The following is an 11,748-nucleotide window of genomic DNA, read 5'->3' on the forward strand; positions in this document are numbered from 1 at the left end:
AGATGCAAGATCCCCATTTTTCCAAGGCCTACCCGATCCGCTTCTCCCACTGCGATCCGGCCGGCATCGTTTACTTCCCGCAATATCTGGTGCTGAGCAACTGGCTGGTGGAAGACTGGTTCACCGAAGGCCTGGGCATCAGCTTCGCCGACTTCATCGGCCCGCGCCGGCTGGGCCTGCCCATCGTCAAGCTGGACTGCGAATTCCTGCGCCCGTCGCGCCAGGGCGAGCAGCTGACGCTGCAACTGCGCGTGGCGCGGCTGGGCGGCAGCTCGCTGACCCTGGACATGGAAGGCCACGCCAACGGCGAACTGCGGCTGCGCTGCCGCCAGGTGCTGGTGCACATCTCGCTGGACAGCGGCGCCGCCATCGACGCGCCGGCCGACGTGCGTGCCGCCTTGAGCGGCTTGCTGGAGGAGGCGACGGCATGATGCAAATTCTGCAACCGCCGGAATGGGCGCGCCCGCGCGGCTACGCCAACGGCATCGCCGCGCGCGGCACCATGGTGTTCACCTCCGGCCAGCTGGGCTGGGACGCGGAGGAAAAGCTGGTGGGGCCGGGCTACGCCGAGCAGGCGATCCAGATCCTGAAGAACATCGTGGCGGTCCTGGCCGAGGCCGGCGCCAAGCCGGAGCATCTGGTGCGGCTGACCTGGTATGTGTCCGACCGCGACGCCTATTTCGCCGAGGCCCGGGAAGTGGGCCGCGCCTACCGGGAATTGATCGGCCATTTCCCGGTGATGAGCGCGTTCCAGGTGGCGTCCCTGATGGTGCCGGGCGCCAAGGTGCAGATCGAAGCGACGGCGGTGATTCCGGATTGAGGCTTGCCAAGCCGGGCGGAGCCGATAGGCGATACCCGCCAAACCTCGCGATCGAAACCCAAGAATCAATCCCGCTGGGCTTACGCGTGGCTATCGCTGCGCTCCACCCACCCTACGAGATGTGGATTTGTAGGGTGGGTGGAGCCGTAGGCGATACCCACCAAACCCCGCCATCCAAGCCCAAAGTTCAATCCCATCGCGTTTCCGCGTGGGTATCGCTACGCTCCACCGCACCCTACGGCAGGCGGATTGGTAGGGTGGGAGGAGCCGTAGGCGATACCCACAAAACCCCGCCGCCAAGGCCCAAGCATAGATCCCATCGCGTTTCCGCGTGGGTATCGCTGCGCTCCACCCACCCTACGGTAGGCGGATTGGTAGGGTGGGTGGAGCCGTAGGCGATACCCACCAAACCCCGCAGCCAAGGCCCAAGCATTGATCCCATCGCGTTTCCGCGTGGGTATCGCTACGCTCCACCCACCCTACGAGATGTGGATTTGTAGGGGGGGTGAGCCGTCAGGCGATACCCGCCAAACCCGCCGGCGACAGGCAAGAGAGCTCGCCCTCAGCCTCCTGGCGGCAACAATCGGCCTTCCAGGCACAGGCGCAGATTCCGCGCCTGCTGCGCGGCCTGTTCCGGCGTGGCGACGTTGGCGAAGCCGAACAACAGGCCCTTGCCGCAATCCGCCTCCAGCGCCCGCGCCGACAACGCGGCGATGCCGAAGCGCTCGCGCTTGGCGCGCTGCGCCAGGGCGATGTCGTCTTCCGAGCGATCCAGCCTCGCCAGCAGATGCAGGCCGCAGGCCGGCACGTCGAAGCTCATTCTGTCGCCGAACTCGTGGCGCAGGCTGGCGATCACCAGCTCGCGGCGCTGCGCGTAGGCGGAGCGCATCTTGCGCAGATGGCGGATGAAGTGGCCTTCCTGCATGAAATCCACCACCACCCCCTGGTTCAACAGCGGGCAGCCGTCGTGCCAGGTGTGGCAGGCGGCGTTGAAGCGCGCCAGCAAGGGCTTGGGCACCACCAGATAGGCCAGGCGCAGCGCCGGGCTCAGCACCTTGCTGAAGCTGCCGACGTAGAGCACGTTGTCGTTGGCTCCCAGGCTGGCCAGCGCCGGCTGCGGGCGGCCGTCGTAGCGGTATTCGCTGTCGTAATCGTCTTCGATGATGAAGGCGTTGTTGTGCTCGGCCCAGGCCAGCAGCTCCAGGCGCCGCACCAGCGACAGCGACACCCCCAGCGGGCTTTGATGCGCCGGGGTCACCAGCGCGAAACGGGCGTGCGGCGCCCTCTCCTTGGCGGCAGCCACCTGCATGCCGTCCCGGTCCACCGGCACCGGCACCAGCTCCGCGCCCATTTCCGCCATCAGGTGGCGGCTGGGCGGGAAGCAGGGGTCTTCTATCCACACCTGGTCCAGCGGCCGCAGCAGGGTGCGGCCGATCAGGTTCAGCGCGCCGCGGTAGCCGGCGGTGATGAACACCTGCTGCGGCGAGCAGTCCAGCCCGCGCGACAGGTGCAGATAGGCGGCGATGGCCTCGCGCAGCGGCCCGTAGCCGGCCGGTTGCGGGTAGGACAGGAAACGGTTTTGCAGCCGCAGCTGGCGGGTGTTCAGGCTGGCCCACAGCTTGCGCGGGAACAGGTCCAGCGCCGGCAAGCCCAGCTGATAGGGCAAGGGTTGCCAGTCCGAGGCGGAGTCGAACAGCGACAGGCCGGCCGGGCGCGGCGCCGGCGCGTCCGACGGGCGCGGCTGCTGCATGCGCACGTCCGCCAGCCGCGGCGACACCACGGTGCCGGCCTGGCCGCGCGCCTCCAGATAACCTTCGCCTATCAATAATTCGTAAGCCAGTTCCACGGTATTGCGCGACACTTGCAGCTCGCTGGCCAGCGCGCGGATGGACGGCACCCGCTGGCCCGGCGTCAGGCTGCCCTGGCTGATGGCCTGGATGAAGCGTTGATACACTTGGCGGTACAGCGGCAGCGCGTCGTCCTGGCTGGAGAGTTCCGGGGCGGCCAGGCCGGCGCTCACGTCGGCGCTCCCGCGCGCGGACAGGAGGATAAGAAGGGGGCTTGCGGCAACTGAGGCATGGCGGCTTCCTAAAAGCGGTTTAGTTTGAAAGTCGATAGCCGTTGCAGAATCAATTCTGACATTTGCTGTCATCATTAAAAACAAAACAATATGCCTATGTCAAATTAAGATTCCGGCGAAGCGGCCATGGGCCTGGAAACATCCGCCCGGCGCGGCGGTCAACAGCTAGAGCCGTAGAATTCACTGGAGCGAGGAGAGCAAGCGTGTTGACCATGGGGTTTCTGAGCTGGTTGTTCGGCGATGAGAATCTGATGTCCTTGTTGGCGCAGAACTGGGTGCTGGGGGTATGGATCGTGGCCGCCATCGTGTTTTGCGAAACCGGCCTGGTGGTGCTGCCCTTCCTGCCCGGCGACGGGCTCTTGTTCGCCACCGGCGCCTTGCTGGGCGCGCAGGGGGTGTCGCCGTGGTGGCCGATGGGGCTGATCACGCTGGCGGCCATCCTGGGGGATTTGCTGAATTACAGCATCGGCCGCTCCGCGCTGGGGCAGACGCTGATCCGGCGCGGCTGGGTCAAGCCCCAGCACCTGGCCAAGACCCAGGTCTTTTTCGACCGCTACGGCGCGCCCACCATCACCATCGGCCGCTTCGTGCCCATCGTGCGCACGGTGGCGCCGTTTCTGGCCGGCTTGTCCGGCATGTGTCCGCGCCGCTTCGCCTGTTACAACGTGCTGGGCGCGGTGATTTGGTGCGGCGGTCTGCTGTCCATGGGCTACTGGCTGGGGGCGATTCCATGGGTGCAGGACAATATGCTGTGGCTGGTGCTGGGCATGGTCGCGCTGCTCTTGCTGCCGCCCTTGTGGCAGTGGCGGCGCAGCCGCCGTCAGGCCGGCTGAAGGTTTTGGAGACGGTTTCAACTCCGGTTTCTATCCATTTCGCCGACGCGCAGCAGGCTGCGCCATGATCGCGGCGCTGCCGGCCTTGACGTCGAACGGCGCGGATTCAAGGTCCGCGCCGCCGGCGATGTTCATGGAATGATCTTGAGGCTTGCGTCAGAGAATGCGGGGTTTGCCATCGGCCGTTAGCGCTTCCGCCTGGCGGACTCGGGTCGCGCTGGCTGGGCTGGCTTTGGGCACTCTTGGCGCATTTTCCAGAGCATTGTTCACGCGGATTTCTTCATGCTCGTCTTTCAGCATGCCCAGGCGGGCGTGTAGCAAGTTAGTGTCCGCCGGTTCCATCTTGCGATTGAAATCGCGCACCCATAATTCTTCCGCCCTGGCGCGCGCCGCCGCTTCCACCTGCTGTCTGGCGGCGGCTTCCGCCTGTTGGCGCGCGGCTTGTTCCGCCTGCTGGCGAGCCGCGCTGGCGGCCTGCTCGCGCGCGGCTCGTTCCGCTTGCTCCCGCGCAGCTTGCTCGGCCTGTTTGCGGGCCGCGGATTCAGCGTGTTCACGCGCGCGTCGCTCGGCCTGTTCTTGAGCGGCCTGCTCCGCCTGTTGTTTGGCGACGCGTTCCGCCTCTTGTCGGGCCGAAGTTTCGGCTTGCTTGCGCGCCAGCTCTTCCGCCACGGTCTTGGCCTGCTGTTTGACTTGCTGCTGCGCGGTTTCCGCCACCTGCCGCTCGGCTTCGCTGCCTGCGGCGGATTGAGCCTGCCTCAAGGATGGGATGGCGGCTGCGCTGGCCCCGGCTTCCGGGGCCGCTTGCGCGTGATTGGCGAAACTTTGTCCAATCTGGCTCATCTTTTCACGGAAAAAGCTGTCGCTCATCACATGGTCTACCAGTCGCCGGCTGGCCAGCTCAATGGCTTTGTGCTTGTTTACCTGGCCGCTGAAGTCCTTGGCTTCGTCCACCGCCTTGGCCACGATGCGTTGCGCGGCGTCGGATTGCAGACAGCGTTCCAGCGCGGCTTTCTCCGCGGCGGGATGCTCCAGGTAGACGCCGCTGGCCAGTAGTTGCTTGGCTAATTGCTCCCTACCGGCGCGTGTCAGAGCGCTGAGCGCGGAATCCAGTTCGCGGCGGTGTTGTCCGCTGATGCGAGAGGCCTCGTTATGCACCGCATCCAGTGCTTTGGCGTTGGCTTTCAATTCTTGCTTCAGTGTTTTTTGGCCTGCTTTGTCCTGTTGGGACTGGAGCTGCGTCAACTGAGCTTGCTTGGCCTCAGTGTTGGCGTTATAGCCCTGTGCCAGTTGCCGAGCGTGCCCAAGAGCGATGTTCTGTTTATCTTGGCTACTTGCGCGCAATTGCCCCGCTTGGCGTTCGAAGTCTGCGTGCAGGGCGGCGGCCAGTTCCAGGTGGATGGGTTTCAATTGATCGCGCATATAGCGGGGCACTTCAAGTCCGTAATGGCTGGCCACTTGCTGCAGCTGCGCCGACCGTTGTTGCTGCTGCTGTTGGAAGGCTTCGCGTTGAGCTTCGGCGGCGGCTTGTCGGCTTGCAAGCGCGAGGCCGCGTTCCTTGATGTTTTCCAATCGATCATTGATGGCGCTCAGGGTGAGCGCTTGGGCGGCCGGCATCTGACCGGCGCGCTCGCGCAGCATCTTGTCCAACTGCTTCTGGATCTTTGCGGTCAGCTTGGCCATGGTGGCGGGGCTGGCCTGGCTGTCTATGGTGTTGAGCAAGGATTTGAGCGCATCCAGCAGTTCCGGGTGAGCCTTTCCGTGCTCCAGCACGGACTGGTAGTAGCCAGTCAGCTTGCCCAGAGTGAGTTTGCCATTGTCGGGAGAGCGCAGCAGCTTGGCGGTTTTCTCGGCCACGGTTTGCCCATGGTCTTGGGCCAAGGCTTGCAGCAGTTGCAGATAGGCTTCGTTGAGTTCGACTCCAAGTTGACGGTCCCAAGCCTGGTTGTAATTCAGGCTGCGAAGCAATTGCTGATTCAATTCGAATTGGCCAAAGCTGTTTTTCCGGCTAATGGCCTCCAGTTGCCGTAATGGCGACTGGGTTTCCGCGTTGGCGATGATCTGTTGCAGTTTCTGGGCGCCGGCAGTTAAGGGGCGGGCCAGTTGCTGGGCGCGCGCTTGTTCGGTATCGCTTTGCTTGGGCGCGTCGGGCTCGAAGCTCATATCGTCCGGCATCAGGCGGTTGGCGCTCAGTACGTCCCGCAGCATGGACTGGAAGCGTTCGTTAATGGCGGGGTCTGCCAGCAACTCGGCGGTTTCCGGGGCGTCCAGCGATTCGAGCATGTGGAAAAAGCTTTTCCATTGCACAACCTTGTCTTGGAAAACGGTAGGTGTATCGAAGCCCCAGTCGCCTTTGCTGTCCTTGCTGAGATTGAGCAGATGATCCGCGCCGAATGCAACCGCTCCATGCTCGGGGTCAAATCCAAGTTGTTGGTGGAAGCGGGCGATGTCGATGAAGACCCCTTCTTTGGCGTCATTGTGTTGTGCTTGCGCAGAGGAGTAGCCAATCGTTTCCAAAGAGCCTGGCTTGGCGTGGGCGAGCAGACTTTGAATAAGCTCGGATTCCCCTTCCTTGGATTTCTTGATGGTTTTTTCAACGAGCTCGCCGGTTTTTTTGTCGCGAATTTGCAAGACTTCCACCTGCTCGCGCCTGGCGGTGGTTTTGACTTCGAACTGGTTGAACTCTTTGGTGTCGACATTCATCAGGTGTTGTCCGCTCACCTGTTTTTTTTCAGCGGCGCTTTGCTTGGCGCGCAGCGGCTCGGATTCCGTCTTGCCCAGCTGTTGTTCCAAAAACTGCTTGTCGACCAGAAAGCTGCGAATCAGCGGGCTTTCCGCCCCCGCCATTTTGTACTTCATCAAATAGCCCAAGGCGCGGTGGGGCGTGCCGAAGCCTATCCATAACGCTTTGCCGCTGGCGTTCAGGCTGCCGTCTGGATTTTGGCCGACATCCTTGAAGTTGTCCCCGGTGGATTTGGCGTATACCGCCATATAGGCCCGGACATAGCCCGGATTGGCGGAGTCGTCCAGATTGGCGTAGGCGATGGAGGTATGTCCCACCGCGCTGTTCTTGGCATCCGCGGCTTTGAGCAGCTCGATTTCTTTTTGAGTATCCGCTCGCCAGCGTTGGCTGGCTGCGCCACCCGCCTGATTGTTGCGTGCCAGCAATTGCTCCAGCGCTTTGGCTTTCTCTCCGGGGAGTTGGCCGGCGTTTTCATTCATATTCATCATGTAGGCCAGGCCTAGCGACATTTCTGCTTGCTGTATGCCCGTCAGTTTTTCCGCCACGCGGGATGAGTATTGCCGCCATTGGGGTTCGCTCAGTGTTTTGGCGCTCTCCGGCACCGTTTGTCGCAGCACGGGTTGAATAGTTTGTGCCGAGATGCCTCGCAGCCGGCTGGCCAGGGGGCCGCTGGCAACCTGAAGCGGTGTCTGTTGAGAGGCCGTTGCCGTGTTCAGGGAGAAAGAGGTTCGGTTGGCGTGAATGGGGCTGGGCATGGCTTGATCCTTAAATTGGCATGCGGGAGGCAAGGCTGAATTGAGGGCAGCGGATTGGCTGAGTGGCAGGCCGGGCGAGGGTGTTGCTATAAGCAAGGTGGGGTGTTCGGCTTGGACGGGGCTAGCGCTGTTTGTTGGCGTAAAGATACCCGCCGGCGTTGCCGGCGGGCTTGCAAGTTTTGTTCAATTCAGCGGTGGCGAGAGCGAGGGGCTCAGCGCGGCCCGAGCAGTTTTTGCAGCGTGGCCGCCGTGGGCACGCCTTGCACTTTTTGCAGTTGGCCCCGGGCGTCGCGGTAGAAGGACGCCGGGGTGGCGAACACGCCGAAGCGTTCCATCAGCTGCTGGTTGGCCGCCAATTTGGCGCCGACGGCGGCCGGCGGTTTGGCCAGCGGCCGCACTGAATCTCCTGCCTCGTGGCGCGCCAGCGCGGCGGCCGGGTTCGGCGCGGCCAGGATGGCGGCGGCCTTGGCCGGGCTGTCCTCGGCCAGCAAGCCCACCAGGATGTGGCGGATCTGGACCTTGCCCGCGCTCACCCAGGGCCGGGCGTCGCGCCACAGCTGTTGGCAGTACGGGCAGTTGGGATCGGTGAAGGTGTAGACCACGCGCTCGGCGCCGGCCTTGCCGTCGGCGATCCAGTGGCTGCTTTCCAGTTGCCGCCACAGCGCGGCGCTGAACTGTCGGTCCAGCATCTCCGGCTGCCATTTGTCGCCGTTGGCGTCGGTGACGTTGCCGACGATGGCCTGCTGGCCGTCCGCGGTCAGGTAGACGGCCTGCGGCCGGCCCAGATAGAGCGAGGCGTAGCCGGTGAGCCCGGACGGGCCGGGGAAGCTGCCGAGAATTTCATAGCCCTGGGCCTCCAGCGCCTGGATGGGCGCAGGCCAGGACTGGGCGTGGGCGACGAAGGCGTTCAGGCTGAGCCAGAGCGCCAGCGGCGCCAGGCGGAAAGAGAGCGGGGCGGTCATGGTGCGCTTATTCCTTGGAGTCTGAGCGGGTGAGCGTTTGCAGTTTGCTGGCCAGGGTGGCCGCTGACAGTTCGCCCAGGTGGACGGAGGCCAGGCGGCCGTCGGCGTCGAAAAACAGGGTGGTGGGCAGCGCCGCCGAGCCGTATTCTCGGCCCAGCGCGCCGCCAGGGTCCAGCAGCACGTGCTTGAGCCGCAGCGGCTGCTTGTGGAAGAACTCGCGCACAGCGACTTCGTCCTCGCCCTGATTGGCGAAGATGAAGCTCACGTCGGACCTTTGCCGCTGGGCGTCTTGCAGCAGCGGCATCTCCCTCAGACAGGGCGGGCACCAGCTGGCCCAGAGATTGAGCACCACCGGCTTGCCGGCGGCCAGCGCCGGCAGCGAGGCCGGAGCGCCGTCCAGCTGCGGCAGCGAGCGGGTGGACAGCGCGGCCTTGGCGTGGCCCTGTTGCAGCGCCTCGCCGCCGGCCCAGGCCAGGGCGCCTATCAGGATGGCGACGGCCAGCGGGCGACGCCGTTCCGGGCCGCGCCAGCCGCGCCAGACAGCCAGGAGCAGCGCGGCGGCGATGCCGGCCCAGGGCAGAAAGCCGCCGTCGCGCAGGTCCAGCATCGCCAGCGGCCGGTGCGCGTACAGCGAAAACCAGGACAGGACGAAGCCGACGCGGGCGGCGACGAAGCCCCACAGCAGCATGTCGTTGAGGTCGGCGGCCACGCTGACGCGGCGGCCGCGGCCTGCGAGCAGGCCGGCGCCGTGGGCGGCAAGCCAGGCGGCGGCGACAATGGCCAGGCTGACCGGAATGGCCAGCGGGCCAAGGTGAAAAGAAAGCATGGTTCAGTCCTGCGCCGCGCGGAGCGGCATGGCTCCCTCGGCGCGCCGGCTGCCGAATAAGGCCGCGCGCACGGAGGGGGCGGTTTTTTAAAACGCCTGAATAGACTGGGCGCCTTACAAAAAATTCAGCGGCTTGCGCCAGTCCGGCGTCAGCGCGGCCCCAGAATGCGGAGCAGCCGTTCGGCGTTGGGCGCGCCCTGGATTTTTTGCAGATCGCCTTTGGGGTCCGGGTAGAAAATGACCGGGGTGGCGAACACGCCGAAGCGCTCCATCAATTGGTGATTGGCGGCCAGCTTGGCGCTGACCGCCGCCGGCGGTTTGGCCAGCGGCGCCACGCCGCCGGAGGCGTGTTGGCGCTCATGGCGGTTGAGCGTCGCGGCCGGGTCGACGGCGGCCAGGATGGCGGCGGCCTTGCCCGGGCTGTCCGCCTTGATCACGCCCACCAGGATGTGGCGGATTTGAACTTTGCCGGCTTGCACCCAGGGGCGGGCGTCTTGCCAGAAGCGGTTGCAGAACGGGCAGTTGGGGTCGGTGAAGGCGTAGACCACGCGCGGGGCGCGGGCGTCGCCGTCGGCGACCCAATGGCTGGCTTCCAGCTGCCGCCACATGACTTGGCTGAATTGTTTATTCAGCAGCGGAGCGTTCCAGGGCTCGCCGTTGGCGTCGCTGAGCTGGCCGACGATGGCCTGCTTGCGGTCCGGCGTCAGGTAGAGGGTTTGCGGCCGCCCCAGATACAGAGCGGCGTAGCCGGTGAGGCCGCCGGGCCCGGGAAAGCTGTCCAGGATTTGATAGCCTTGGCGCTCCAGCGCCTGGATGGGCGCGGGCCTGGCCGGGGCGGCCAGGGCGTGGACAGGCAGGCTCAAGGCCAGCAGCAGCGGCGGAATGGTTTTGAAAAGCATTTGAGGGTCCTTGGCGGCGTTGTTGGTTCAGCGGGCCTGACGCGCCTGGTTCAGGCGTTCCAGGAAGGCGTCCGGGCCGAGCGCGCCGACGATGCGCTGGGCGCGGCGCTCCTGGCCGTCGGGTCCGATCAGCAGCAGCGTCGGCGGTCCGATCACCTGGCGCGAGGCGAGCAGCGCGGCGCTGTCCGGGCCGGACTCGGTCACGTCGGGCCGCAGCAGCTTCATGCCGGCCAGCGCTTGTTGCACGCGGGGATCGCCAAACACCTTGCGCTCGATTTCCTTGCAGGCCACGCACCAGTCGGCGTAGTAGTCCACCAGCGTCCACTGGCCTTGGCGCGCGGCCTCGTCCAGGCCCTGTTGCAGCGCGCGGACATCGCGCACGGTGACGAAGCCCAGTTGTTCCATGCCGGCGGCGGGCGGAGCCGCCGCGGAGACGAAGGCGAGCGGACGCAGCGGATCGCCCTGCCCGGCGGCCGCGCCGATCAGCATCGCCGCTGCCCACAAGCCCAGCAGCGTTGCCGCGCCGCGCAGCGTCCATTGGCCGGGGCTGGCGCGCCAGGGCCGGGCCAGCGTCAGCAGGCCGATGGCGACGGCGAACAGCCACGCGCCCCACAAGGCCAGGCTGGCCGCCGGGGGCAGCACGCGGCCGAGGAACCAGATGGCCATGCCCAGCAGCAGGAAACCGAACACTGCTTTGACCCGGTTCATCCACAGGCCGGGGCGCGGCAGCAGTTTGGCGCCCAGCACGCCCACCAGCAGCAGCGGCACGCCCATGCCCAGGCCCATGGCCAGCAAGGCCAGGCCGCCTTTGAGCACATCGCCGCTGTCGCTGATGTAGAGCAGGGCGCCGGCCAGCGGCGCGGTCATGCAGGGGCCCACCAGCAAGGCGGACAGCACGCCCATCGCCGCCGCGCCGCCCAGGGTGCCGCCGCGCTGGCGCTGGCTGGCCATGGCCAGCCGGTCGCGCAGCGCCGCCGGCAATTGCAGCTCGTAAACGCCGAACATGGCCAGCGCCAGCAGGACGAACAGCGCGGCGAACAGGCCCAGCGCCCACGGCGTTTGCAGCGCGGCCTGCAGATTGGCCCCCATGCTGGCGGCCAGCGCGCCCAGCGCCGCGTAGGTCAAGGCCATCGGCAGCACAAAGGCCAGCGCCAAGACCAGGCCGCGTCGCGGCGTGGCGCCGCTGCCGACGATCAGGCTGCTGAGAATGGGCACCATCGGCAGCACGCAGGGCGTGAAGGTCATCAGCAGGCCCAGGCCGAAAAAGGCGAGCAAGACCCAGCCCGCGCCGGATTGCGCCAGCCGCGCGGCCAGCGCCTGATCTTCGCCCAGGGGCGGCGCGGCGAGGGAGGAGGGGAAGGCGGTTCCGGGCGCTCCCGCGGCGGCGGTGTTGACGGCCTGGCCGCCGCCGGACAGCTCGACGACGCGATGTTGCGGCGGATAGCACAGGCCGGCTTCGGCGCAGCCTTGCCAGCTCAGAGCGAGGCGGCGCGCCTGGCCGGCCCGCACCAGCAGTTCCAGCCGCTGGTAATACACCTCGGATTCGCCAAAGAATTCATCATGGATGATTTTGCCGGCCGGCATCGCCGGCGGCGGGACGCTGCCGGCGGGCTCGGCCGAGATCTTGATATTCTTGCGATACAGGTAATAGCCGTCGCGGATGTCCCAGCGCAGGCGGACCTGGCCGTCGCCCAACTCGCTGACGCTGAGGCGGAAGGCCTGTTCCGGCGGCAAAAAGCCGGTTTGTGCCTGGACGGCGGGCATCCAGAGGACAAGCAGCAGCAACAGGCTGCGGAAAATAAGCGGCATTGCGGTCTCCATGGCGATGAATGC

The 11,748-nt window shown here is 65.8% G+C and carries 9 protein-coding genes; 3 read left to right on the top strand and 6 right to left on the bottom strand.

Going from position 1 to position 11,748, the window contains the following annotated elements:
* The first annotated feature begins 2 nt into the window (after window positions 1–2).
* A complete protein-coding gene (locus JW897_RS20970; protein WP_191186214.1) occupies window positions 3–431 on the top strand; it encodes an acyl-CoA thioesterase in 429 nt (142 codons plus the stop codon).
* The gene (locus JW897_RS20975) at window positions 428–820 is read left to right on the top strand and encodes a RidA family protein (protein ID WP_048416091.1); all 393 of its coding nucleotides are present in this window, start codon (window positions 428–430) and stop codon (window positions 818–820) included. Before JW897_RS20970 ends, JW897_RS20975 begins: the two co-directional genes overlap by 4 nt.
* Before the next feature lie 562 nt (window positions 821–1,382).
* On the opposite strand, the gene pdxR is transcribed toward JW897_RS20975, so the two are convergent.
* Window positions 1,383–2,840: a MocR-like pyridoxine biosynthesis transcription factor PdxR gene (pdxR, locus tag JW897_RS20980; RefSeq protein WP_197083143.1), complete on the bottom strand. Its 1,458-nt coding sequence runs from the start codon at window positions 2,838–2,840 to the stop codon at window positions 1,383–1,385.
* A 272-nt stretch (window positions 2,841–3,112) separates the two neighbouring features.
* Here pdxR and JW897_RS20985 point away from each other — a divergent pair, with 272 nt between their 5' ends.
* On the top strand, window positions 3,113–3,733 hold the full coding sequence (locus JW897_RS20985; RefSeq protein WP_048416090.1) for a VTT domain-containing protein: 621 nt from the start codon (window positions 3,113–3,115) through the stop codon (window positions 3,731–3,733).
* Between the two features lie 156 nt (window positions 3,734–3,889).
* On the opposite strand, the gene JW897_RS20990 is transcribed toward JW897_RS20985, so the two are convergent.
* The 5 genes from JW897_RS20990 to dsbD form a co-directional block, all read right to left on the bottom strand.
* Window positions 3,890–7,228 carry a coiled-coil domain-containing protein gene (locus JW897_RS20990; protein ID WP_205467505.1) on the bottom strand — a complete coding sequence of 1,113 codons (3,339 nt, stop codon included), beginning with the start codon at window positions 7,226–7,228 and terminating at the stop codon, window positions 3,890–3,892.
* Window positions 7,229–7,440: 212 nt separating this feature from the next.
* Window positions 7,441–8,190: a thiol:disulfide interchange protein DsbG gene (gene dsbG / locus JW897_RS20995; protein ID WP_205467506.1), complete on the bottom strand. Its 750-nt coding sequence runs from the start codon at window positions 8,188–8,190 to the stop codon at window positions 7,441–7,443.
* Between the two features lie 7 nt (window positions 8,191–8,197).
* Entirely contained in the window at window positions 8,198–9,016 is an 819-nt protein-coding gene (locus JW897_RS21000; protein WP_205467507.1) for a TlpA family protein disulfide reductase, read from the bottom strand.
* Window positions 9,017–9,165: 149 nt separating this feature from the next.
* Window positions 9,166–9,915 (bottom strand): thiol:disulfide interchange protein DsbG, encoded by a 750-nt coding sequence (dsbG, locus tag JW897_RS21005; RefSeq protein ID WP_205467508.1) that lies wholly within the window; start codon window positions 9,913–9,915, stop codon window positions 9,166–9,168.
* A gap of 27 nt (window positions 9,916–9,942) precedes the next feature.
* Entirely contained in the window at window positions 9,943–11,724 is a 1,782-nt protein-coding gene (gene dsbD / locus JW897_RS21010; RefSeq protein WP_205467509.1) for a protein-disulfide reductase DsbD, read from the bottom strand.
* Between the last annotated feature and the right edge of the window lie 24 nt (window positions 11,725–11,748).

The organism is Chromobacterium alkanivorans, assembly GCF_016937655.1.
GTDB lineage: Bacteria > Pseudomonadota > Gammaproteobacteria > Burkholderiales > Chromobacteriaceae > Chromobacterium > Chromobacterium alkanivorans.

Coding starts and splice junctions, on each gene's coding strand:
- JW897_RS20970 (WP_191186214.1), top strand. CDS start 3: ATGCAAGATCCCCATTTTTCCAAGGCCTACCCGATCCGCTTCTCCCAC.
- JW897_RS20975 (WP_048416091.1), top strand. CDS start 428: ATGATGCAAATTCTGCAACCGCCGGAATGGGCGCGCCCGCGCGGCTAC.
- JW897_RS20985 (WP_048416090.1), top strand. CDS start 3,113: ATGGGGTTTCTGAGCTGGTTGTTCGGCGATGAGAATCTGATGTCCTTG.
- JW897_RS20990 (WP_205467505.1), bottom strand. CDS start 7,228: ATGCCCAGCCCCATTCACGCCAACCGAACCTCTTTCTCCCTGAACACG.
- dsbG (WP_205467506.1), bottom strand. CDS start 8,190: ATGACCGCCCCGCTCTCTTTCCGCCTGGCGCCGCTGGCGCTCTGGCTC.
- JW897_RS21000 (WP_205467507.1), bottom strand. CDS start 9,016: ATGCTTTCTTTTCACCTTGGCCCGCTGGCCATTCCGGTCAGCCTGGCC.
- dsbG (WP_205467508.1), bottom strand. CDS start 9,915: ATGCTTTTCAAAACCATTCCGCCGCTGCTGCTGGCCTTGAGCCTGCCT.
- dsbD (WP_205467509.1), bottom strand. CDS start 11,724: ATGCCGCTTATTTTCCGCAGCCTGTTGCTGCTGCTTGTCCTCTGGATG.